This window comes from Kitasatospora sp. NBC_01302 (assembly GCF_035976515.1).
Lineage (GTDB): Bacteria > Actinomycetota > Actinomycetes > Streptomycetales > Streptomycetaceae > Kitasatospora.
The window spans coordinates 4,350,933-4,373,622 of the sequence record NZ_CP108404.1; the positions used below are offsets into that span (position 1 = coordinate 4,350,933).

Here is a 22,690-nt window from a genome sequence, read left to right on the forward strand (position 1 = left end):
GTGTCCGCCGTGATCACCACTGTCGCGTTCCTCTTCCCGCTGGTGTGCTGGCTGTTCGCGGTTCGGACGGTCAGCACGGGCTGGATCGTCGGGATCCTGCTCGCGCTCCTCGCGGCCACCGAGATCGCCCTCGCGCAGCGGTGGCTCCTCCCCGACGCGAGGGTCACCCTGATCGTGGTCATCACCTTCGTGACCGCGGCCGTCCTGCCCGTGGGCATCCTCATCGAGAGCCGCAGGCCCGGTGTGCCGAAGCTGAGTTCGCTGCAGGGGCGCGGCGCCGCGGGCATGGGCCTGTCCCTCTTCTACTGCGTGCTCGGCCCCGTCGCCGCCTTGGGGGCCGCCTGGCTGGTCGGCATCAACGGCGTGCCGGCCATCACCCCCTCCGACCGGGAGGTCCTGCCGCTGCCCGCCGGGCTCGCGGTGGTGAGCGACCGCGACGAGGGCTGCGGCGGCGGCTCCGAGACCTCCTGCGAACGGAGGATCGAGGTGCGTGGCACGGCCGGGCAGTCGTCCGACGAGGTGGCGCGGGAACTCCGCGACCATCTGACGCGGGCGCACGGCTGGCAGTTCACCCTCGACCACGGCAGCCTGGGTGCCTGCCGCGACGAGGACCGGGGGCTCGACCGGCACCAGGTCTGCGCGGAGGTCGTCGACGACAAGGGCACGGTGTCCGTGCTCCTGGACGCCTCGGACCGCTGGTAGCGGCCCGCGAAGAGTGACGCGCCTCACCAGGAGAGGGTGACGGTACGTTGTCGCGGACGACCGCGAGGATCGACACCATGACGATCACGGACCAGGACTGCCTCGCCGAGACGGCCCGCCTGGCCGTGGTCAGCGTGGAGTACCGCCTCGCGCCGGAACACCCGTTCCCGGCCGGCCCCGACGACTGCGAAGCCGCCGCGCGCTGGCTGGTGGAACACGCCGAGGCCGTTCGGCACGGTGCTGCGGCTGTCCTACCTCGACGCGGCCGGACGCGGGAGCGACCGCGAGGTGGAACCGGCCGGACTCCTCACCGCCGACGGCCGGTGGTGCCTGATCGCCTGGTGCCGCACCCGCCGGGCCGGCCGCGGCTTCCGCCTGGACCGGGTCACCGCGGCGCCCCCGACCGACGAGCCCGCGCAGCCCCATGACCTGAACGCACTGCTCCTCGGCTCCGCCCGCGGCGAGCGGCGAGTGGGCGGGCGGGTGCGGGTCACTCCTCCAGGGCCGCCGCGATGCGTTCGAGGTCGGCGAGGAGCGCGGTGACGCGCCGGGGCTCGATCGCCGCGGTCATGCGCTCTTCGACGGCGTAGACGGCGGCCTGCACCGTGGCCAGGCGGGCGTGCCCCTCCTCGGTGAGGTGAGCGGGGAGGGCGCGGCCGTGGTCGGCGGCGTCGGGGCGGGTGATCAGGCCCGCGTCCTGCAGGCCCCGCAGCACGACGTTCCCGGACTGCCGGGTGACGAAGGTCGCGCGGGCGAGGTCGGCGTTGGACATGCCGGGGTGCAGGGCCAGCAGTTCGAGGGTCGAGTACTGCGGCACGGTCAGCCCGTGCTCGCGCAGCACCTTGTCCATGGCCCCGCGCAGCGCGGACTGGGCGCGCTTGAGCAGGTATCCCACGTGCTGGGTGACGTCCTTCTGCTTCTGCTGCATGTCAGCATTTTGACATACAGGCCCGGCGAGCCTAGCCTCGATTATGTCAAAGTCCTGACATCAGGGACAGAGGATCAAGGTTCGAAGGAGAAATCATGTCCGTCACCGTCAACGGCCCCGACTTCATCGCCCTTCAGGTGCGCGACCTGAACGCCGCGGCCGCCTTCTGCGAGCAGCACCTCGGCCTGCGCCGGGCAGCGGTCTCACCGCCGCACGGCGTCGTGTTCGACACCAAGCCGATCCCCTTCGCCGTCCGCGAGCTCCTGCCCGGCGTCGACCTCGCCGACACCGCCCGGCCCGGCCTCGGCGTGGCGCTCTGGTTCCAGACCTCCGACGCCCACGAGCTCCACGCCAAGCTCACCGCCGCCGGGGTCACGATCCTCACGCCGATCGTGGACAGCCCGTTCGGCCCGATGTTCTCCTTCGAGGGCCCCGAGGGCTACACCCTCACCGTCCACGGGGGCTGACAGCTTCAGCTCGAACCAGACCGTCTTGCCGATGCCATACGGACGCGGGTCGGCACCCCAGGCGGCAGAGAGGGTGGCGACGAGTTCGAGGCCACGCCCTGACTCCTCGTCAGGGTGCGCGCGACGAGGAGCGGGCAGGTGGTCGTCCGCGTCGGAGACCTCGACACGGAGCAGGTCGGCGACGGGGTCGAGGAGCCAGCGGGCGGCGATGTAACGGTCACGGGGGAAGCGGGCGTGGCGGCAGGCGTTGGTCATGAGCTCGGAGAGGAGCAGGGCGGCGGTGTCGGCGGTCTCGGTGCAGAGGGACCACGAAGTCGCCTGCTGCCGGAAGAGGTTGCGGGAGAGCGAGACGCTGCGGGCGGTGCGGCGGAAGTGGTGCTCGGCGGCGAGGGGAGGCAGGGGCATCGGAGTCCTTGCGAAACGCGACGGGGCGAACTGGCACTCGAATGGGTGCAATCCGGGGATTGGACTCCTACGGTGCCGGGCACGGTCGTAGCCTCGGAAGTGACACAGCGGGTCCAACTGGCTGAGTACCCGCCCTGTACCCGCGAATGAATGTTGGGGGCGCACGGATGACCGGAACACCTGAGCCCCCGCTGGCCTGGCAGTACTGCGGCAACCAGCTCAAGCTGTGGCGCGAGCGCGCCGGGATCAAGCGCGAGCAGCTGGCCGAGGAAGCCGAGTACGACTACGAGACGATCAAGTCGATGGAACAGGGCCGGAGGCGGCCGACCCTGAAGGCACTTGAGGCCGCCGAGCGGCTCTGTGATGCACGTGGACTGCTGATCGCCGCAGCGGGATACCTGCGGCCAGAGCGACCCCCGAAAAGCGTGAAGAGTTTCATGGCCGCGGAAGACGAGGCAATCGTTGCCAACTGGTTCGAGACCCTGCTGATTCCCGGCTTGCTGCAGACCGAGGAGTATGCACGAGCCCTGTTCGAGGCGCACACCCCGCCAGTCGGCGACGACACCGTCGAGGAGCGGGTACAGGCCCGCTTGGAACGCCAGAAGAAGCTCACCCGCAATCCTCCCGCGCTCTTCGGCTTCGTCGTCTACGAGGCCGCGCTCCACACCTTGGTGGGCGGCCGAGTGACGATGAAGAGTCAGCTCCAGCTTCTGCTGACCGTCGGCCAACTGAGGAACGTGTCGATTCAGATCCTGCCTACCGGACGCGGCATGCACGCCATGCTCAACGGGCCCTTCGTCCTCCTTGAGACTGCTGAGCGTCAGCGCTATGCCTACGTGGAGGGCCAGGAAACCGGGGCCCTGTACACGGCCCCTGAAACAATCAGCGCACTGGAGCAGCGCCATGGCACGATCCGCATGCAGGCCCTGGGGATTGAGGAGTCCGCCCGGTTCATCCAGAAAGCATCAGAGGCACTGTGACCGCTGAACCAGGCTGACTCAAGACCAACTACGGCAACTCTGAGGCGCTTGCATCGAGCCATCCACGTCCGCGACTCCAAGGACAAGGCCGGACCGCAGCTCGCCTTCACCCCCGCCGCCTGGGCTGGATTCCTCACGTTCGCGACCGCCCAACCGCTGCGCTGACACCCGAGCTTCGGGCCTCGGGCCCCGAGCGCTCTCTTCTGAGGAACGGTGGGTGGCTACTTCCCACCCACCCACCAATGTCCCCGCGTACCAATGAATATGACTTATCGTCATGAGTTGACCACGCCCCGCACATGCGGTGTACGGTTCGCGCAAAGAAACAACCCCCGCCGGTGCGCCAACACCGAACGGGGGTCTGACCGAACTTGATCGAGATCGAGGTCGATCCAGTGGCTACCTGCCACCCTACCGCCGCGCCCGGCTACGGCAAGCGTTCCGCGCCGTCCCAAAGTCCGAGCACCCAGCACGACTTCTCCCACCTGCCCGAACGCGAGGCCTACCTCGCCGCCTACATCGACCGCCTGCCCGACGGCGCGGCGATCGACACCAAGACCCTCGCCCGCGAGCAACCCCGCTACGGCCAACAGGCCGTCCGCTCCGCCCTGCGCAAGCTCGCCGACCTCGGCCACCTCCTGCGCATCCGCGAGAAGGCCGGAGAAGGCCTCACCCGCTGGGTCTCCCGCACCTACTTCTCCCGCACCGCCCGCCCGCGCTCCTGGTGGCAACGCTTCCTCGCCGACCGCCGCACCACCACCGGCGGCGGTAGCGCGGACCCCGCCCCCGCGCCCCCTGCACGCTCCATCGCCTACCGCGCCCTCGCCTCCCTCGGCGCGGCGGACAAGCGGATGATGCTCTCCGCCAACGAGTGCGCCGCCCTCGAATCCCTGGCCACCGAGTGGTTCGCCCGTGACGTCACCCCCGAACAGTTCCGGTTCGCGCTGACCAACGGCCTGCCCGCCTCCGTCCAGTGCCCGGGTGCCTTCGCCCGCAAGCGCCTGCTCGACCGTCTCCCACCGCTCCCCGAGCCACCCCCACCCCGCCCCGCACCCCTCCCGCACCACGCCAGGCCTCCCCGACCAGCCGCGGACGTCCATCGCCGGGCCGAGGAAGTCCGCGCCCTCATCCAGGAGCACAGACCGCCCGCGAGGTGCTGACCCCTCACCCCCGGCACCCGCACCGCCGCCTCCACCAGCACCGCTGCACCCTCGCAGGTCCGCGGACGCGGAAAACCACACATCATCACCCTCCCCCCTCCTCCACCCCGAAGGGGACCGGCTCAGGCCATCGCCTGGTGCACGTCCTCCTCCTCGTCCAGGTGCCAGTGCAGATCCCGCACCCCCGGCTCCAGCGAGAGCCGCGCGATCACCTGCTCCAGGGCGCAGGCCACATCACCGCTGACCGAGAGCGAGGCCCGCAGGCTGCTGGTCTCCGGCGTCTCACGACGGGCCCGCAGACCGGTCGGGGTCAGACCCGAGCCGGTCAGCGACTGCAGCAGCAGGGCCCGGATGTGGCTCTCCGCGCCCCGGTCGCAGCGCAGGTGCACATTGGCCTCCACCACCGCGTCCGGGTCGGTGCCGGCCGCCGGGGCCTGGTCGAGCAGCCGACCGGCGGGCCGGCCCACGAAGTGGACGGCGAGTACGGTCAGCGCGCCCAGCACCGCGAAGGCGAGCTTGCCGGAGGCGGCGAGCACCCCGGTGGCCGCCGAGCACCACAGGGTGGCGGCCGTGTTGAGGCCCCGCACGCTGGCGCCGTCGCGCAGGATCACCCCGCCGCCGAGGAAGCCGATCCCGGAGACCACGTAGGAGGCCACCCGGGTGGGGGATCCGGCGTCCCCCATCGCCTCGCTGTACAGCACGAACAGGGTGGCCCCGGTGGCGACCAGCGCATTGGTGCGCAGGCCCGCCATCCGGGCCCGCCACTGGCGCTCCATCCCGATCAAGGCGCCGCAGAAGACTCCGGTGGCCAACCGGACCAGGAAGTCGAAGGTGGACAGGGCGTGCATGGCAGCACCTCCTCGGGAACAGCGGGACGGAGAAGCAGCGGGCTCAGCGCGGCCCGAGTGCCGGGTCGAACTTGTAGCCGATCTGCCGGACGGTGCTGATGGTGGCGCGGTGGGCCGGGCCGAGCTTGCGGCGGATCCGGGCCACGTGCGTGCTCACCGTGCGGGTGTCGCCCAGGTTGGGGCGGCCCCAGACGGCCTCCATCAGCTGGCTGCGGGACATCACCCGCCTCGGCTGCGCCATCAGGTGCGCGAGCAGCTCGAACTCCAGGAACGTGAGGTCGAGTTCGCGTCCGTCGACGGTCGCGGTGCGCTGGTCGATGTCGACCACCACGCCCACGGCCGTCAGGCGGCGGGTGGGTACCTCCAGCACGGCGACGGGGCCGGCCGCGGGTGCGGCCGGGGCGGGCGGGGCGGGCGGGTTGTCGGAGAAGACCAGCTGGAGTCGGGGGTAGCGCAGAGGCATGAGGTTCCCTCCCTCTCGGGCGTGGCGGGCTTGGCGGGTTCGGCCGCTCGGTTCTCGGTGTGCGCTCGGTTCTCGGTGTGCGCTCAGTTCTCGGTGTGCCAGGCGGCTTCGAGACGGCGGCCACCCGTGGCGTCGACGACGGTGTGCCACTCGGCGCTCAGCCGCACCTGCTGGCGGTGCGTGGTGGCGCGCGGTGCGGCCGGCTGAACGGTGCGCAGCACGGGGCTGTCGAGCGGGCTGTCGGCCAGGCGGCAGAGCAGCTGGGCCAGGAAGGCGCGGACCCGGACGGTCCCGCCGTGGACGGTCGGCCGCGGCAGCACGGTCGGCCGCGGCAGCGGCACCGGGAGCGAGGCGGTGTTGAACGTGAAGACGGACACGGGAGGTCACCTCCGTGGACGGCGTGCGCGCACGTCACGCGCACGCGGGCATGGCGAAGCCGACGGCTCGCACTCGATGCGGGCGTCTGGTGTGTCTGATGTGTCAGGTGTGTCGGGCGTGTCTGCGCCCGGAGAAGACCTGCCGGGCTGCCCGGAGAAAACGTGCCGGGGCGCCCGGCACCGGGAGGAGCAGCCGTACCGCCGCTCCTCCCGCCCCCAAGGGGGCTCGGCGTCAGTGGCCGAGGGCGGTCTGGACGAGCTTGATGACCACCAGGATCATCGCGATGAAGAGGTAGCCGCGCAGCGCGCCCATGCCGATCTTGCGGCCGGTGGACATCACCGGACGGGTCAGCGTCTCCAGCGGCGGCATCCGCCAGTCGTCGCGCCCCGTGCGGTCGATGGGGTCCTCCTTGGTGGCGGTGCGGCGCCGGGTGAAGGAGAGGCCCGCGACCAGCACGCCGACCACACCGCAGCCGGCCATGATGTCCAGGATCGCCTGCGAGGAGATCGAGGGGAACAGCACCGAGGCGGTCAGGATGATCGACAGCGTCACCAGCACACCGACCACCGCGGAGGTGAACGCGTTGGTCTTCGGCCCGTTCGCCCACGGCCCCAGCACCTGCTTGTCGTTGCACAGCAGCAGCAGGAAGACGGAGGCGGAGGGCAGCAGCACCCCGGCGAGCACCTGCACGCCCTGGGTCAGCAGACCCAGCGTGTGGTCGTCGGCCACCAGCACGATCGCCGCGGCAGCCGCCACGATGCCCGCGTAGATGGCGTAGAAGCCCTTCGCGCCGCCCACCCCGCGGTGCAGCGAGTGCTTCATCCCGAACACGTCACCGATCGCGTACGCCGTGGACAGCGAGACCGCGAACGCGCCGATGATCGAGGCGTCCAGCAGCGCGATCGCGAAGAGCACGCCCACCAGCTTGCCGCCGTGGTCCGCCAGCCCCTTGGCCACCGCACCCGCGTCGCTGAAGTTGCCGAACCCGTCGGTGCCGGCGAACGCCGCCGCGGTGAACCCCATCATCGCCGCCGCGCCCACGACCACGATCACGATGCCGATCCACAGGTCGACCTTCTCGTACTTCATGAACCGCGGCGTGATCCGCTTGTCGATCACGTACGACTGCTGGAAGAACAGCTGCCACGGCGCCACCGTCGTGCCCACGATCGAGATGATCAGCAGCATCACCGTCGCCAACTGCCCCGTGCCGCCCGGCATGTTGGGCACCACGAAGTCGTGCGCCATCTGCGAGGTCTTCGGGTGCACCAGGAAGTAGATCGGGATCAGCAGCAGCGAACCCGCGCACAGCGCGACCGCGATCCGCTCGAAGCGCTGGAACGAGCCGGTGAACGCCGAGGCGATGATGATCGCCGCCGCCAGCACCACCGACCCCTCCTTCGGCAGCCCCAAGTAGCCTGCCGCCAGGGTGATTCCGATGAACTCGGTGACCAGCGTCAACGCGTTCAGCAGGAACAGGTCGATCACGCTGAACGCGCCCCAGAACTTGCCGAACCGCTCCAGGATCAGCCGCGCGTGGCCGACGCCGGTCACCGCGCCCAGCCGCAGCACCATCTCCTGGTTCACGTACAGCACCGGAACCAGCAGCAGCAGCGTCCACAGCAGGCTCGTGCCGTAGTTCTGCCCCGCGCTGCCGTAGGTGGAGAACGCGCCGGCGTCATTGTCGCCGACCATGACGATCAGGCCGGGGCCGACGATCGCCAGCAGGGTCTTCAGCTTCGCCGACAGGCCCGTGCGCGGCGCCGTGTCGTCCAGCTTGATCGTGCCCAGCGCGCCCTTGATGTCGCCCAGGTGCGCCTCGTCCAGGACCGCCGTGCGCGGCGTCGGGACCTTGGTGTCGTGGGTGGTGATGGTCATGATGAACCTCCCTCAGCCCCCCGCATTCATGGGGGAGTTCGGGGCACGCGGCAGCCGTCCTCGCTACGAACAGGTTCCGGGCATGGCAGGGCCAGGAGACGTCGAACGTCAACGCGAAGAGCGCGTAGCGAAGGTGGTTACCGCGAGCCGAAGAAGTACGAGGACAAGCGGGGGTAGGGGCAACTGTGGCCCGGACTACTGCAATCCATGTCTCTCGCCTCCTTCCGGCCGGTGCGCGCTGATCGCGACGCAAAACGACACGGCAAGGAGCTCGCCGATCCTGAGAACGACCGGCTCACCCCAACTCGTCAGAGCTTTGGCACTTCACGGCGTGATCCAGCTCGCTGCGGAGCCGGAAGCCACTTGGGATCAACCCTTAGGTCGGGAAGATCTGTCCTGATCCGGAGCGTCTCTCGACGGTTGGGATCAGTGGCCTGTGTCCGTGAAGACGCCTCACCGAACGAGGTGCCTTTCTAAACCTCGACCAGCTTAGACCCAGTCAGACCTTACGCTTGCCGTATTTACTAAACCTTGACCTTTGTACCCACGCCCCGGACCCCTGGGACCACAGGCTCCCCGTGGGCACCTCAGACCTCGGGCGACAGCGCCCCGGGCGGCAGCGGGCCGGGCCCCTCGGGACCGCAGTCCCACGCCTGCGCCGCGATGTGGTGCACGGCGGCGGCCGGCAGGTCCAGGTGCTGGGCCAGCCATTCGGGCCGGTGCCCCTGCAGGGTCAGCAGGTAGGCGGCGTGCACCCGGGCGTCGTAGGCGACCTCGGGCGAGGTGGTGGCGGCGAAGTCGCGCGGATCGAGCAGGTACAGCCGCTGGACGCCGTCCCGCAGCGCCAGCCGCAGGCAGCCGCGGACCGTTCCCGTGACGGGCGGCCGAGGCGGCCGCGGTGCAGCGGGTGCGGGCCGGCCCAGACGCAGGCCGCGCAGCAGACGGGGAGTCGACCGGTGATCGAACGTCAGGCTGGTCATGTGCCAACCTCCTTGCTTTCAAGACCAGTTGGAGGGCACGCGCGATCACGACCAGCGCACCCGCCGGCAAACCCCGGTCACTATAGACCCCGTTTTTGAACTCGCAAGTCCGCCCGCCAGGCGCCTTCCGGCCACCTCCTGGCGGGAGTTGACAGCCGCTGCGCAGTGCCGAAACTCTTGTGCGGAGGGTGTCGGCCACCACCGCAGCCATGGACGACACGGTCCACCGTGCCGCCCGCCCGTAGCATCACCGCCCGTAGCGCCACCGCCCCTCGCACCACTGCCCCTCGCACCGCCGGGCCCGCCGCACCCCGGACGCGGTGGCCCTGCACGACGGCGAATTCATGCTCACCTACCGGGAGTTGGCCACGACCCGCGACCGTCTGGCCGTCGAACTCGGGCGCAGCAGGGTGCCGCGCGGCACCCTGGTCGGCCTCCGGCTGGGACACGGCTGGCTCTCGGTGGTGGGCATCCTCGGAGTGCGCAAGCACGGGTGCGGCTACCTGCCGCTCGACCCCCGGCACCCGGCCGCGCGCCAGCACCGCCTGCTGCGCCGGGCCGGAGTGCGGCACCTGCTCACCGAGAGCCCGGACGGGCTCGCCCTGGAGCACCTCCCCACGCTGTCGGGCCGACCTGTCCGGGCCCCCGTCCGATGACCCGGTCGGGCGTATGTCGCACGGATGGCCGTCGAGCAGTGAGGCATACCGTCAGAAAACCATCTTTCTGACGCCCGCCACTGCCCAGGAGCACGCCCATGGCCACGCCGGACGAGAACCGCAGCAGTGCGCGGACCACGACGGCCGGGGCCGGCGGCCTGCACGGCCTCGGCCGCTGGTGCGCCCGGCACTGGGTGCTGGTGCTGATCGGCTGGCTCGTCCTGCTCGGCGCCCTGCACGGACTGCAGAACTCCGTCGGCGGCACCTACTCCGACGACTTCTCACTGCCCGGCGTCCAGTCGCACACCGGCCAGCAGGTGCTCGCCGCACACGCCCCGAGCGCCGGCGGGACCAACGCGCAGATCGTGCTGCACGACGCCACCGGCCCGCTGACCGGCATCTCGGGCCAGATCGGCCAGAGCGTCACCTCGCTGCAGCACCTGCCGCACGTGCTCGCGGTGCAGAACCCGCTGCCCGCCCCCGGCGCCCCGCCCACCGGCGCGCTCTCCTCCAACGGCACCATCGGCTACCTGACCGTCCGCTTCGACAGCAACCCCACCACCTTCGGCACCGACTACCTGCACGGCGTGGACGACGCGGTCGCGCCGCTGCGGGCGGCCGGCGTGCAGGTCGAGTACGGCGGCCCGCTCGGCGAGCTGGCCCGCCCGCACACCAAGGACCTGACCAGCGAGGCGATCGGCTTCGCGGTGGCCGTGGTGGTGCTGCTGATCGGCTTCGGCAGCGTGGTCGCCGCCGGGCTGCCGCTGGTCACCGCGCTGATCGCGGTGATCGTCGGCCTGAGCTGTCTGAGCCTGCTCGCGATCGCCTTCACCTTCGCCACCGTCTCGCCCACCCTGGCGACCATGATCGGGCTCGGCGTCGGCATCGACTACGCACTCTTCCTGATCACCCGTCACCGCCAGCTGCTGATGGACGGCGTGGACCCGGTGGAGGCCGCCGGCAAGTCGGTGTCCACCAGCGGACGCGCGGTGATCGTCTCGGGCTGCACCGTGGCGATCGCGCTGGCCGGACTCTCCGTCTCCCGGGTCAGCTTCATCGGCAAGCTCGGCGTCGCCGCGATGGTCACCGTGGCCACCGCCGTGCTCGGCGCGATCACCCTCGTCCCCGCCCTGCTCGGCCTGCTCGGCCGCCGGATCGACCGCTGGCGGGTGCGCACCCCCGTCGCCGAGGGCAGCAGCGCCGGCGACGGGACCGGCGAGCAGGCGCACGGCGCCTGGCACAACTACGCCCGGCGCGTCGAGCGGCGCCCCTGGTGGTTCCTGGCCGGCGGGGTGGTGGTGATCGCCGTGCTGGCCATCCCGCTCTTCTCCATCCGGCTCGGCCACATCGACGACGGCGCCGACCCGACCAGCTTCACCGACCGGCGCGCCTTCGACCTGATCACCCAGGGCTTCGGCCCCGGCGCCAACGGCCCGCTGACCATCGTGGTCGACCAGAGCGCCGTCCCCGCCGGCGACCGCGCCACCCTGGCCGGCGACCTCCAGCACGCCCTCACCGGCGTGCCCGGCGCGGCGAGCATCTCCCCCCTGCAGCCCACCCCCGACGGCGACGTGCTGATCGCCACCGCCATCTCCACCGGCGCCCCCCAGGACGCCGTCACCACCCACCTCTTCAACCACCTGCTCCACGACGCCCTCCCCCAGGGCACCGCCGGCACCACCGCGAAGAGCTACCTGACCGGCACCACCGCCGCCCAGCTCGACTTCCTCGAACTCGTTTCCGCCCGCCTCCCGTTGATCATCGCGGTGGTGGTCGGCCTGGCCTTCCTGATCATCCTCGCGGTCTTCCGCGGCCTCCTGGTCGCCGTCAAGGCCGCCGTCCTCAACCTGCTCTCGATCGCGGCCTCCTACGGCGTGGTGGTCGCCGTCTTCCAGTGGGGCTGGGGCGGCCCCGCCCTCGGCGTGGCCGGCAAGGTCCCGATCGAGAGCTACGTCCCGATGATGATGTTCGCCATCGTCTTCGGCCTGAGCATGGACTACGAGGTCTTCCTGCTCTCCCGCGTCCACGAGTCCTGGATCCACACCGGCGACAGCCGCGGCAGCGTCGCCCACGGCCTGGAGATCACCGCCCGCGTCATCAGCTGCGCCGCCCTGATCATGGTCAGCGTCTTCGCCGCCTTCATCCTCAGCGACAACATCGTCGTCAAGATGCTGGGCCTGGGCCTGGCCGTCAGCGTCCTGGTCGACGCCACCGTCGTCCGCCTCCTCCTCGTCCCCGCCGTCCTCACCCTCCTCGGCCGCCACGCCTGGTGGCTCCCCCACTGGCTCGACCGCCTCCTCCCCCACCTCAACGTCGAGGGCGAGTAGCCCCTGCCCAACGCGATCGAGGGATCCGAGGTGCCGCCGATCAACGCCCGGGGCCGGGGCGGGCCTCGCACCTACGACAGCGGGTACCCCTCGAACTTGTCGCCGTTCTGGATCACCAGGTGGATCCCCAGGCCCTCGGTATAGGCGCGCACGTCCTCCTCCGGCTCCGCGGGCAGCACGATGCCCAGCCGCACCGAATCGCTTCCGATATGACGCTGGTAGTCCAGTATCTGACCCACCGCCATGCGCACGTAGGGGCGGTCATGCTTGCTCTTGGCCTCGTACAGGACGTCATCGGTCGCGTCGTACAGGTCCGTGTACAGCGGGGCGCGCGAGCCCTTGACCGTGAGCTGGTAGCGCCCGACGTCGTGCCCGAGTCCTTCAAGGTGTGCCAAGAAGGCATCGGACAGGCCGGACTCCCAGCGAGTCACCTTCCGCGTTCCCCCCTGGGCCTCGTACGAGGTCTCCGGCGTCTTGTTCTGCTCCGGTGCGATCAGCCGCGCCGACGTGGCCTTCGCGGGCAGCTTGATCCGCGTGTTCTTCGTCGCCTTGGGGGTGCGGTCCTTCACGACCCGATGGAAGCGGGCGTCGGCGACCGGACGCAGGCGGAAGACGAAGACCTTGCGATCCCGCCCGTCCTGACCGACGTTCCAGCGTTCCAGGTAGGGCTCGTCCAAGTCGAGGGTGAACTCACCGATGTAGCGCTGGATCACCGGCCCCGAGGAGCCCTTGCGGCCCTCGCCGACGAACACGTGCAACGCACGGGGCTTCTTCGGGTTCGCATGCTCCAGGATCGCCTTGTTCCCATCAACCAACTCCTGGTCGCCACTGGGCCCCTCGCCCGTGTAGTGGTACACCTCATCGTCCTCGGCCCAGCCATCGAAGTCATAGCCGTGCTCCGCGGCGGACCCGTGATCCGAGTACAGGAAGACGTTCGGCGTGGTCCCCGAAGAAGAGATCCCGCGCTGCGTCCGACCACCGTAAGCAGCCCGGACCGCATCGCGCGTGGTCAGCATGCCCGGGACCAGGTTCAAAGCATCAAGCGCCATCCGGTGAATCTACGTGACTCCATCAACGCACCGCTCAGCATTTCTTCGCCGGCCCGCCGGTCACCACGAGCGGCGCGAACGAGCTGGACCTGACCCCCTCCACGACCGCGGAAGTCCTCGTGCCGTGGATGACAAAGGGCCTGGTCAGATTCCTGACCAGGCCCTTCCTGCACTGAGCCGCCTATGGGATTCGAACCCATGACCTACGCATTACGAGTGCGTTGCTCTGGCCAACTGAGCTAAGGCGGCGCCGCTGCCCGAGCTCCCCCGCCAGGGGCGGTTCGCATCGGCAACGCGGGCCAGTCTACACAGGTCCGCGGGGTGATCCGTACCGGGTTCCGGTGGGCGGGTCAGCGGGTGGGGCGGTGGGGGGAGGTGAGCCACTCGTCGGCCAGGAGGGACCAGACCTCGCTGTCCTGGCGGACCCCGTTGTGCAGGTAGTAGGAGCGGAGCACGCCGTCCAGGCGCATGCCGACCCGCTGGGCGACCGCGCGGCTGCGGGTGTTGCGGGTGCTGCTGAACCATTCGATGCGCTGCATGCCGCGCTCCGCCACCGCGTGCTCGATCAGCTGCCGCACGCCGGCCGTGATCAGGCCGAGGCCCTCGCCGGCCGGTTCGACCCAGACGCCGATCTCGCAGTTGAGGTGCTTGACGTCGAAGTGCGGGAACATCACCCCGCCCACCAGCGTGCCGTCCAGCCAGATGCCGTAGATCGCGCCGGTGTCGGCGGCGGCCTTGTCGGCGTAGTGGCGCAGGGTGGCGCGGGCGGAGTCCAGGTCGGTGGTCAGCGAGGCGAAGGCGATGAACTGGTTCAGGTTCTCCCGGGCGCGGTCGATGTGGGCCAGGAACTCCTCGGCGTGCCAGGGCTCCAGGGGGCGCAGCTCGGCGGGGAGGGTGTCGGAGAGGGGAATGGCGAACATGCTGACTACCTCCGGGCGGGCCTGGGCATCACGACGGGCGTACATAACAAACGTTTGGTAGGTACCATAACCGCATGACGCCCGCCCGTGGAGACCATGAAGCCCGCCGCCGTGATGTCTCCGCCGCGGTCTGGCGGGTGCTGGCGAGCCGGGGCTTCGGCGCGCTGACGCTGCGGGCGGTGGCCGCCGAGATGGGTGCCTCGACGGGGCTGCTCACCCACTACTTCCCCAACAAGCAGGCGCTGCTGCGCACCGCGCTGGAGGTGCTCGACCAGCACAACCAGGAGCGGCCCCGGCGCGCGGCACCGGCGGGGCTGGCCGCGCTCCGTGCCCACCTGCTCGACGTGCTGCCGCTGACCGCCGAGGGCGCCGACGCCAACCGGATCTGGGTCAGCTCCTGGGACGTCGCCCTGGCCGACCCCGAGCTCGCAGCCGAGCACGCCGAGCGCTACCGCCGCGCACGCGTCAGGCTCACCGGGCACGTCGAGACCGCCCAGGCGCTCGGCGAGCTGCCCGCCACGGCGCCCGCCGAGGACCTGGCCGCCGCCGCCCAGGCCTTCACGCTCGGCCTGGTGGTGCAGGCGCTCTTCGCCCCGGCCGAGTTCCCGCCGGAGCGCCAGGTCAAGCTGGTGGACGACTGGTTGGCGGCAGCGGCATCCCCCGGGGCGCCGGTCACTTCGGGCAGCGCAGTCCCTCGGCCGGTGTCAGGCCCTCCAGCAGGTAGTGATTGACCGCCGAGTCCACGCAGTCGTTGTGCCGCCCGTAGGCGGTGTGCCCGTCGCCGTCGTAGGTCACCAGCCGTCCGGACGCCAGCTGCCCGGCCAGTGACTGCGCCCAGGCGTACGGCGTGGCCGGGTCCCTGGTGGTGCCGACCACCACGATCGGATCGGCCCCGGCCGCCCGCACGGTGTGCCGTGCGCCGGTCGCCTTGACCGGCCAGTAGGCGCAGGTCAGCCCCATCCAGGCCATGTCCTGCCCGAAGTGCGGGGAGGCCTGCCGGAAGTCCGGCAGCGCACGGCTGACGTCCGCGGGGGAGGCGAACGCGGGCGGCAGGTCGAGACAGTTGACCGCCATGTTGGCGTACATCAGGCTGGGGTACCCGCCGTCGCTGCCGCGCTCGTAGTAGGAGTCCGAGAGCCGCAGCAGCGGGGCCCCGTCGCCGGTCTTGGCGGCGGCCAGCGCGGTGCGCAGCTGCGGCCAGAGGAACTCCGCGTACATCGCCTCGATGACGCCGGTCACCGCCTGTGCCTCGGTCAGCTGCCGGCCCCCGCCGCCCGGCAGCGGCTGCGAACGCAACGAGCCGAGCAGCGCGTCGAGCTGCTGCCCGGCCTGCTGCTCGTCCCGGCCGACGGGGCAGTCCTCGTGGGTCCCGCAGTCCCGCGCGAAGGAGCCCCAGGCCGTCTCGAAGCCGCCGGCCTGGGCGCGGTTGCCGCTCAGCGCGGTCAGCGAGGGGTCCATCGCACCGTCCAGCACCAGCCGGCCGGCCCGGGACGGGAAGAGCCCGGCGTAGGTCGCGCCCAGCAGGGTGCCGTAGGACTTGCCGACGTAGTTGAGCTTGGCGTCGCCGAGCAGCGCCCGCAGGACGTCCATGTCGCGGGCCGCCTCGACGGTGCTGACGTGGCTGAGCAGCGCACCGGCGTGCTGCTGGCAGCCGGCCGCGAACTCCTGGTCGGCGGCGACCAGCCGGTCGATCCCGGCCTGACCGTCGGGGGTGCTGTCGACGGCGGTGTACGCGTCCATCCGATCACCGCTCAAGCAGGTGATCGGACTGCTCCGGCCGACCCCGCGCGGGTCCAGGCCGACCAGGTCGTACGCGGCCCGGACCGGCGGCTGGTAGCCCGCGGCCACCGCCTCGACGTACTGCACCGCCGAGCCGCCGGGGCCGCCCGGGTTGAGCAGCAGCGAGCCCAGCCGCTTGGCGCCCCCGCTGCCATCGGCCGGGCGGCGGACGGCGCCGAGCGTCAGGTCACCGCCCGCCGGGTGGCCGTAGTCGAGCGGGGCCTTGAAGGTGGCGCACTCGAAGCCCTGGTCGCAGGGCTGCCACGAGAGCTGCTGGTGGTAGTAGGAGTCCAGCTCGGCGGGGACCGCCTCGGGCAGCGGCTGCAGCGGCGCAGCGCCGGCCGGTACGGCGGAGGCCGTGCCGCCCGGAGAGGGCGGGGTGCCGCCCGGCAGCCCGTTCGGCCTGCCCCCGCCGGAGCAGCCCGTGAGCAGCAGCCCGGCGGCGGCCAGCACGAGGAGCGTCCGCAGCGGAGCAGCGGGCTGGGCAGAACGCATACGGGACTCCCTCATGGGCACCGGCCGGGCAGCGGCTGGTACTGAGCGTAACTGGATCAGGGCACAGCGCAGCGCCGGGCAAACGGCGCCGGGGTGTCAGCCAGCGGAGCGGATCAGCGTGTCGCTCAGGTACTGCGCGGCCAGCCGCACCAGGCGCAGCCGCTCCCGCTCCGGGGTGAAGTCCTGGACCACGTTGGAGATCGTCACCACCGCCTTGGCCGCCGGCCCCTTGCCCGTGCGCAGCGCGTCGGAGAGCTTGTGCGCCGAGTTCTGCCCCTCGCCGTCCGCCTTCGCGGCGGCCAGGAACAACTGCCGCGGCGCCGGGCCCGCAGGCGCGTCGGCCGCCGCCTGGGCCAGCGCGACCGCGTCGTAGCGGCCCGAGACGGCCGCCGCCGCCCCGTACAGGTCCGGCCGGGTCAGCTCGGCCGCGACCGCGCAGGGCGCGCCGTCCCCCACGCCGAGGGCGCCCCAGCCCTGCGGACCGGCCGGCAGGGTGTGGAAGGCGGCCGCGACGGCGGCGCGCACCACCTCGTCGTCGCCCAGCGCCTGCGGGGCGGCGGCGACCAGGTCGCAGGGGTGCGCGGTGCCGGTGGGCGCGGCCGGTGCGACGGTGATGAACGGGTGCGCCCGGCCGAGCTTGATCGCGGAGGCGACGCCCTCGTAGATGTCCGGCAGCTCGGCGTCGGCGGTCCGCCCCGGGGTCGCGGCGTGCAGCACGATGACCGGGTACCGGGCCGTCGGATCGTCGGCGTAGTGCGGCGGCAGCCAGACCCGTACGGCGCGCAGCCGGCCGTTGGCACCGGGCAGGTCGGCCTGCAGCAGCTCCCCCTCGGCGGGGTGGCCGACGGTCACGAAGCGCGTCGCCGACGGGCTGGCCGACCGGGACGCCGACGGGGAGCCCGCCGAGGGCGAGGCCGCGGACGGGGAGCCGGCCGCCGGGGAGGCCGCCGAGGCGCCGGGCACGGGGGCCGGCCGAGCCGCGGCCGGAGTGGCCCGGACGGCATCCGCCGCCGCACCGGCCTCGGCCTGCCGCTGCGTCCCGGCGCCGTGACCGGTCCGACCGGTCTGGGCGCTCAGCACCACCACCACGGCCAGCCCGGTGGCGCACAGCCCACAGCAGACCGCGCCGATCAGCCGCAGCACCGCCGGACGCGGATCGGCGGTCAACTCGTAGGCGAGGCCGAGCTTCTCACCGCGCCAGCGGCGCCAGGCACCATGGGCCAGCCAGCAGGCGAGCAGCAGGACGGGGACCAGCACGAGCAGCAGCAGGGGCGGACGGAGCACGGACACCACCTCGAAGAGGATCTGGACGCGGCCTTCCCCAGCCTGCAAGAGAGCGCCGCCGATCCCGTGGAGCGTCCCGCGCGAATGCGCACGTTCACTCGAACGAGCGAGCCGCCACCCGCCACGGCGCCCTCGGCCGACGGATCGCCACCCGCCACGGCGCCCTCCTCGTGCGACGGATCGTCAACCGCCCGCAGCGGCCCCGCCGGGGCGCGGCCTCAGCCCGCGCGCAGCGCCACCGTCATCGCCTCCACCGCGAGCAGCGGATCGACGTTGCGGTCCAGCGCCCGGCGGCAGTCCAGGATCGCCTCGATCCGGCGCAGGGTACCCTCGGGCGGACCGGCGGAGGCCACCTTGTCCAGGGCCGGGCGCTGGTCCTCGTTGGACAGCGCCCCGGTGGAGCCCAGCTGCAGGGCCAGCACGTCCCGGTAGAAGCCCAACAGGTCGAGCAGCGCCACCCCGAGGGTCTCGCGGCGCGTCCTGGTGGCCCGGCTCTTCTGCCGCTTCTCCAGCTCCTTGACCGCCCCGGCCATCCCGCGCGGGGCCTTGCCGCCGAGCCCTTCGGCCGCGCCGTACACGGCCTTGAGGTCGTCGGTCTCCTTGACGTCCCGGGTCTCGGCCAGCGCCTCGGCGTCCGCCTTGGCGGTGTCCACCAGCCGCTGGGCGGCGGCCAGGCAGCCCCCGATGTCGGCCACCTCCAGCGGGATCCGCAGCACGTCCAGCCGACGGCTGCGGGCCTGCTCGTCCACCGCGAGCCGCCGTGACCGCTCGATGTCCCCCTGTCCGACCTGGGCGGCCAGCAGGGCCAGCGAGGGCTCCACCCCGTCGCGGCGCACCAGCAGGTCGGCCACCGCGTCGGCGGAGGGGGTGCCCAGCACCAGGTGGCGGCAGCGCGAACGGATGGTCGGCAGGGTGTCCTGCACGGACGGCGCGCAGAGCAGCCACACCGTCCGCGGCGAGGGCTCCTCGACGCCCTTGAGCAGCGCGTTCGCGGCGGCCTCGGTGAGCCGGTGGGCGGCGTCGATCAGGATCACCGACCAGCGCCCGCCGGTCGGATAGCTGGACGCCCGCAGCACCAGGTCGCGCATGTCGCCGACGCCGATGGACAGGCCGTCGCTGCGGACGAACTTTACGTCCGCGTGGCTCTCGGACATCACGGTGTGGCAGCCGTCGCAGAACCCGCAACCGGGCGTGCCGCCCATGTCGAGATCCGGGCTGGTGCACTGCAGGGCCGCGGCGAAGGCCCTGGCGGCGGTGGTCTGGCCCGCGCCGGGCGGGCCGGTGAAGAGCCAGGCGTGCGTCATCAGCGAGGCGTTGACCGCCGGCTCGCCGGTGGCGGTGGCGGGCGCGGCCCCCGAGCGCCCCGCGAGCACCGCGGCCCGGGCGGCCCGGGCGGCAGCGGTCAGCTGCTCGACCACCCGTTCCTGACCCACCAGGTCGTCCCAGACGGCCACCGCTGCTCCCACCCGTTCCGCTGTCGGACGCCCGATCCGCTACCCGACGTTCCGCTCCCGAGCATACGGCGCGCCGACGACACCCCGGCCGGCCCGGCTCCGGCCCCCGACCGGACCGCGACCGGCCGGCGACCGAGGGCCGCGGCGCCGGTGGCCGGCCTCACTTGCGCCGCTTGCGCCCCTTGCCGCCGTCGCCCTCGTCATGCGGCCCGTCGTCCTCCGGGTCCGCCTGCTCCCAGCGGGCCCACTCCTCGCGCGAACCGAGCAGCGAGTCGGTGAGCGAGGGCAGGTCGTCCATCGGCGTCTCCTCGGCCCAGGACGGCCGCGGTGGCCGCGGCGCCTGGCGCGGCTCGCCCGGCGCCGCCGCCTTCGGCAACTCCCGGGTGGGATCGCCCGCCGGCGGCTCGGCCCGCCACAGACCTGGCGGCACCCGCTCCTCGACCGGGCGCACCGGGTCCACCGGACGCCTCGCGTCCGCCGGACGCGCCGTGGGCAGACCGGCCGGCGTGACCCGGGGCAGCACCGCGGTCTTCTCCACCACCTGCTCCGGCGCCGCGCCCTTGGCAGCCGCCTGCCCCGGGCCGGGCTGCCCGGCCTGCCCTGCCTGCCCGGCCCGGCGGGCCTGCGCAGCCGCAGCCGCCTCGGCCGCCGCCACCGCCGCCTGCCGGTCCTGCTCCGAGATCTCCTCGGTCAGCTCCTCCGTGCCGGCCACCCGCGGCAGCTCCGCGGTGACCGCGGCGGCGTCGTTCGCCGCGGCCGCAGCGGCCGCGGCCTCCTCGGCGACCCTGACCGCCTCGGCCCGCTGCAGCGCCTCCTCGGCGCGGCGGCGCTGCTCGGCCCGCTGCACCTCGCGCTGGCGCTGCAGCTCGGCCTGCTGGGCGGCCTCCGCCTCCTGGCGGGCCCGCTCGGCGGCCTCGGCGGCCAGCCGCACCTCCTCGGCAGCCTTGCGCTCGGCTTCCTCCGCCGCCCGCCGCTCGGCCTCCTCCTCGGCCCGGAGCCTGGCCTCCTCGGCCCGCTTGCGCGCCTCCTCGGCGGCCTTGCGCTCCGCTTCCTCCTTGGCCAGCCGCTCCTTCTCCGCCTGCTCGGCGCGCAGCTGCTCCAGCAGCTCCAGGCGCTTGCGCTCGGCGGCCTCGGCCTCGGCCTTCTTGCGCGCCTCCTCGGCGGCCTGCCGCTCGGCCTCCTCCTTGGCCAGCCGCTCCTGCTCGATCCGGGCCGCCTTCTCCTGGTCGGAGAGCGGCAGCTCACGGTCGAGCCGGTGCCGGATCGCGGTGGTCACCAGGGCGGGCGCGGAGCTGCCGTCGACCACCAGGTAGCGCACGGGGTCGGCCGCCGCCAACGCGAGGAACCCGGCCCGCACCCGGGCGTGGAACTCGGTCGGCTCGGACTCCAGCCGGTCCAGCGCCTCGGTGAAGCGCTCCCGCGCCCTGAGCGGGTCGACGTCCAGCACCACCGTCAGGTCGGGCACCAGGCCGCCGGTGGCCCAGCGCGAGATCCGCGCGACCTCGGTGGCGGCCAGGTCGCGGCCGGCGCCCTGGTAGGCGATCGAGGAGTCCATGTAGCGGTCGGTGATCACCACCGCGCCCCGGGCCAGCGCGGGCCGGATCACGTTCTCCACGTGCTCGGCGCGGTCGGCCGCATAGATCAGCGCCTCGGCTCGGTGCGACAGGCCGGTGTTGCCGACGTCCAGCACCAGGCCGCGCAGCCGCTGCCCGACCGGGCTGCCGCCGGGCTCGCGGGTGAGCACCACCTCGTGCCCCTTGCTGCGGATCCACTCGGCCAGCGCCTGCGCCTGGGTGGACTTGCCGGCCCCGTCGCCGCCCTCCAGGGCGATGAAGAACCCGGTGCCGCTGGCCCGGTGCTCGGGGACCTCACGGCCCCGGCCCAGCGCCTCCAGCAGCTCGCGCCCGAACGGGACGGTGCCGCGCTGGTCGTCCGTCTTGAGCAGCACCACCCCGGCCAGCGCCAGGGTCAGCACCCCGGCGGTGGCCACCGCGAGCGCGGCGCCGCCGTGGATGAAGGTGAAGTCGCCGGGCCCGCGGTCGCCGTAGTCGATCTCGCCGTAACCGGCGGCGAGCAGCGGCAGCGCGACCAGCGCGCCGCCGACCACCGTGCGCAGCACCGCGTAGAGGTGCTCGGTGACCCGTGCCAGCCGGGCCTCCTCGACCTCCTGGGCCAGCAGCGCCCGGCCGACGCCGACCACGATCCCCGCGGCGGTACCGGCCACCATGGTGAGCAGCAGGATCAGCACGAAGTCGAAGACCAGCCCGGCCAGGATCAGCGCCGCGCCGAGCGTCAGCAGCGCCACCGCCAGCAGCCGGCGCCGGGAGAGCGCGGGCAGCGTGACCCGGGTGAGCCGCAGGCCCAGCCAGGGCAGCCCGGTGGCGGCGAGCACCAGCAGGCCGTAGCCGACCGGCCCGGCCCCGTGCTCGGCGGCGGTGAGCAGCGCGAGCGCGGCGACCCCGGCCATCGAGGCGTAGGCGGCGGCGACGGCGAAGGTGAAGTACGGGGCGGAACCGGTGCGGCCCTTGCCGAGCGCCGGCCCCGGCGTGGCGTCGGTCGGTGCCCGCAGCCCGCGCAGCGGCGAGCTGGGCGCGAAGCCCGACGGGTTGGCCGGCAGGTCCTGCAGGTAGAGCAGTGCGGCCGAGGCGGCGAAGAGCCCGGCCGCGCCCAGCGCGGCCACCGTCACCTGGTGCTCGCGCAGCCAGTGCGAGCCGAGCGCCGCGAAGAGGTTGTTGAGCAGCGTCAGGCCGATCAGGGCGAGCGAGGCCAGCGGCACAGTGGCCCAGCCGGTGCGCATGTCCAGGGTGCGCAGGGTGGCCAGGTTGCCCGCCGACGGGCGCTGCTCGGCCGCCGGTGCGTTGGGATTGGCCGGCGGGAGCAGGGTCGGCACGGTGGCGCCCTTGGCCACCGACCAGACCCGCTCGGCCACACCGGCCGCGAAGACGGTGCCGAGCAGCGCGTAGGTCGCACCGCCGCCGTGCACCCAGACGGGCCACCAGGGCGCCACCGCGACCAGCACCGCGCGCAGCCCGTCGGCGCCGATCAGCGTCCAGCGCCGGTCGAGCCGGCCGGTCAGCAGCCGGTGCAGCGGGGTGAGCAGCAGCACGCCGGCCAGCGCGGCAGCCGCCAGCCGGACGACGAAGACCAGGGTCAGCGCCAACGCCACGCCCCGGTAGCCGCCACCGAACTGGTCGGCCTGGCTCGCCACGGCGACGGTCAGCGCGAGCAGCACCAGGAAGGCCAGCCGGTCGGCGGTGCCGCCGAGCAGCTGGGTGACCCAGAGCCGCCGGTAGGGGCGCAGCCGCAGCAGCGCCCTGGCCCGCTCGCCTGGAGTACCGGCCGGTGCCACCTCGGGGAGGTCGGGGGATCCGGCGCCGGCCTCGGCGGTGGGGGTGGGCTGCTCCTCGCTCGTCATACGGTCAGCGTAGCGGGCGGTGCCTGCCCCAAAAGGGCTCATCGCGTTCCGGATCAGGGCCATGACGAGGTTGTGACGCACTCCACCCACCCCGCCCGGCAACGGGCGCGGCCCCGGACCGG

Annotated in this window: 19 protein-coding genes, 1 tRNA gene, 4 pseudogenes and 1 riboswitch; of the genes and pseudogenes, 10 read left to right on the forward strand and 14 right to left on the reverse strand. The window is 72.7% G+C overall.

Going from position 1 to position 22,690, the window contains the following annotated elements; genetic code table 11:
• Window positions 1–9: 9 nt before the first annotated feature.
• The 3 genes and pseudogenes from OG294_RS18695 (at window position 10) to OG294_RS18705 (ending at window position 1,245) form a co-directional block, all read left to right on the forward strand.
• Complete coding sequence (locus tag OG294_RS18695) at window positions 10–702, forward strand: hypothetical protein (RefSeq protein WP_327067646.1); 693 nt, start codon at window positions 10–12, stop codon at window positions 700–702.
• A gap of 101 nt (window positions 703–803) precedes the next feature.
• Window positions 804–929 (forward strand): annotated as a pseudogene (locus tag OG294_RS18700) (alpha/beta hydrolase fold domain-containing protein); the annotation flags it as partial.
• Window positions 930–990: 61 nt separating this feature from the next.
• Complete coding sequence (locus tag OG294_RS18705) at window positions 991–1,245, forward strand: WYL domain-containing protein (RefSeq protein ID WP_327067647.1); 255 nt, start codon at window positions 991–993, stop codon at window positions 1,243–1,245.
• On the opposite strand, the gene OG294_RS18710 is transcribed toward OG294_RS18705, so the two are convergent.
• Window positions 1,193–1,630, reverse strand: coding sequence for a MarR family winged helix-turn-helix transcriptional regulator (locus tag OG294_RS18710; protein WP_327067648.1), 438 nt, complete (start codon window positions 1,628–1,630; stop codon window positions 1,193–1,195). The two genes, OG294_RS18705 and OG294_RS18710, sit on opposite strands and share 53 nt — an antisense overlap.
• A 95-nt stretch (window positions 1,631–1,725) precedes the next feature.
• Here OG294_RS18710 and OG294_RS18715 point away from each other — a divergent pair, with 95 nt between their 5' ends.
• On the forward strand, window positions 1,726–2,097 hold the full coding sequence (locus OG294_RS18715; RefSeq protein WP_327067649.1) for a VOC family protein: 372 nt from the start codon (window positions 1,726–1,728) through the stop codon (window positions 2,095–2,097).
• A gap of 72 nt (window positions 2,098–2,169) precedes the next feature.
• Here the strand turns inward: OG294_RS18715 and OG294_RS18720 are convergent.
• Window positions 2,170–2,502: pseudogene (locus tag OG294_RS18720) on the reverse strand (ATP-binding protein); the annotation flags it as partial.
• 167 nt (window positions 2,503–2,669) lie between these two features.
• On the opposite strand from OG294_RS18720, the gene OG294_RS18725 reads away from it, so the two are divergent.
• From OG294_RS18725 to OG294_RS18735, 3 genes and pseudogenes are all read left to right on the forward strand, one after another.
• Window positions 2,670–3,482, forward strand: a complete 813-nt coding sequence (locus tag OG294_RS18725) for a helix-turn-helix domain-containing protein (protein WP_327067650.1) — start codon at window positions 2,670–2,672, stop codon at window positions 3,480–3,482.
• A 54-nt stretch (window positions 3,483–3,536) separates the two neighbouring features.
• Window positions 3,537–3,647: pseudogene (locus tag OG294_RS18730) on the forward strand (DUF397 domain-containing protein); the annotation flags it as partial.
• A gap of 230 nt (window positions 3,648–3,877) precedes the next feature.
• Entirely contained in the window at window positions 3,878–4,642 is a 765-nt protein-coding gene (locus OG294_RS18735; protein WP_327067652.1) for a hypothetical protein, read from the forward strand.
• Window positions 4,643–4,764: 122 nt separating this feature from the next.
• Here the strand turns inward: OG294_RS18735 and OG294_RS18740 are convergent, their stop codons facing one another.
• The 5 genes from OG294_RS18740 to OG294_RS18760 all read right to left on the reverse strand — a co-directional run bounded on the left by OG294_RS18740 (window position 4,765) and on the right by OG294_RS18760 (window position 9,189).
• A complete protein-coding gene (locus tag OG294_RS18740) occupies window positions 4,765–5,490 on the reverse strand; it encodes an MgtC/SapB family protein (protein ID WP_327067653.1) in 726 nt (241 codons plus the stop codon).
• A gap of 43 nt (window positions 5,491–5,533) precedes the next feature.
• Window positions 5,534–5,953 (reverse strand): winged helix-turn-helix domain-containing protein, encoded by a 420-nt coding sequence (locus OG294_RS18745; RefSeq protein WP_442789177.1) that lies wholly within the window; start codon window positions 5,951–5,953, stop codon window positions 5,534–5,536.
• 83 nt (window positions 5,954–6,036) lie between these two features.
• Window positions 6,037–6,330, reverse strand: a complete 294-nt coding sequence (locus tag OG294_RS18750; RefSeq protein ID WP_327067654.1) for a hypothetical protein — start codon at window positions 6,328–6,330, stop codon at window positions 6,037–6,039.
• A 232-nt stretch (window positions 6,331–6,562) separates the two neighbouring features.
• A complete protein-coding gene (locus OG294_RS18755) occupies window positions 6,563–8,209 on the reverse strand; it encodes an NRAMP family divalent metal transporter (RefSeq protein WP_327067655.1) in 1,647 nt (548 codons plus the stop codon).
• Between the two features lie 292 nt (window positions 8,210–8,501).
• Window positions 8,502–8,681: riboswitch (M-box (ykoK) riboswitch) on the reverse strand.
• Between the two features lie 115 nt (window positions 8,682–8,796).
• Window positions 8,797–9,189, reverse strand: coding sequence for a hypothetical protein (locus tag OG294_RS18760; protein ID WP_327067656.1), 393 nt, complete (start codon window positions 9,187–9,189; stop codon window positions 8,797–8,799).
• Between the two features lie 305 nt (window positions 9,190–9,494).
• On the opposite strand from OG294_RS18760, the pseudogene OG294_RS18765 reads away from it, so the two are divergent.
• Both OG294_RS18765 and OG294_RS18770 read left to right on the forward strand, forming a co-directional pair.
• Window positions 9,495–9,845: pseudogene (locus OG294_RS18765) on the forward strand (AMP-binding protein); the annotation flags it as partial.
• 98 nt (window positions 9,846–9,943) lie between these two features.
• Window positions 9,944–12,172: an MMPL family transporter gene (locus OG294_RS18770; protein ID WP_327067657.1), complete on the forward strand. Its 2,229-nt coding sequence runs from the start codon at window positions 9,944–9,946 to the stop codon at window positions 12,170–12,172.
• A gap of 71 nt (window positions 12,173–12,243) precedes the next feature.
• Here OG294_RS18770 and OG294_RS18775 read toward each other — a convergent pair whose 3' ends face one another.
• The 3 genes from OG294_RS18775 to OG294_RS18785 all read right to left on the reverse strand — a co-directional run bounded on the left by OG294_RS18775 (window position 12,244) and on the right by OG294_RS18785 (window position 14,141).
• Complete coding sequence (locus OG294_RS18775) at window positions 12,244–13,221, reverse strand: hypothetical protein (RefSeq protein WP_327067658.1); 978 nt, start codon at window positions 13,219–13,221, stop codon at window positions 12,244–12,246.
• Between the two features lie 175 nt (window positions 13,222–13,396).
• Window positions 13,397–13,470: transfer RNA gene (locus OG294_RS18780), tRNA-Thr, on the reverse strand.
• A gap of 101 nt (window positions 13,471–13,571) precedes the next feature.
• The gene (locus OG294_RS18785; RefSeq protein ID WP_327067659.1) at window positions 13,572–14,141 is read right to left on the reverse strand and encodes a GNAT family N-acetyltransferase; all 570 of its coding nucleotides are present in this window, start codon (window positions 14,139–14,141) and stop codon (window positions 13,572–13,574) included.
• A 74-nt stretch (window positions 14,142–14,215) separates the two neighbouring features.
• Here OG294_RS18785 and OG294_RS18790 point away from each other — a divergent pair, with 74 nt between their 5' ends.
• Window positions 14,216–14,872: a TetR/AcrR family transcriptional regulator gene (locus OG294_RS18790; RefSeq protein WP_327067660.1), complete on the forward strand. Its 657-nt coding sequence runs from the start codon at window positions 14,216–14,218 to the stop codon at window positions 14,870–14,872.
• Here the strand turns inward: OG294_RS18790 and OG294_RS18795 are convergent.
• From OG294_RS18795 to tmk, 4 genes are all read right to left on the reverse strand, one after another.
• Window positions 14,814–16,415: an alpha/beta hydrolase gene (locus tag OG294_RS18795; protein ID WP_327067661.1), complete on the reverse strand. Its 1,602-nt coding sequence runs from the start codon at window positions 16,413–16,415 to the stop codon at window positions 14,814–14,816. The two genes, OG294_RS18790 and OG294_RS18795, sit on opposite strands and share 59 nt — an antisense overlap.
• Before the next feature lie 96 nt (window positions 16,416–16,511).
• Window positions 16,512–17,699, reverse strand: coding sequence for a hypothetical protein (locus tag OG294_RS18800; protein WP_327067662.1), 1,188 nt, complete (start codon window positions 17,697–17,699; stop codon window positions 16,512–16,514).
• A 218-nt stretch (window positions 17,700–17,917) separates the two neighbouring features.
• Window positions 17,918–19,153: a DNA polymerase III subunit delta' gene (locus OG294_RS18805; RefSeq protein WP_327067663.1), complete on the reverse strand. Its 1,236-nt coding sequence runs from the start codon at window positions 19,151–19,153 to the stop codon at window positions 17,918–17,920.
• 160 nt (window positions 19,154–19,313) lie between these two features.
• Window positions 19,314–22,568, reverse strand: coding sequence for a dTMP kinase (gene tmk / locus OG294_RS18810; RefSeq protein ID WP_327067664.1), 3,255 nt, complete (start codon window positions 22,566–22,568; stop codon window positions 19,314–19,316).
• Window positions 22,569–22,690: the final 122 nt, after the last annotated feature.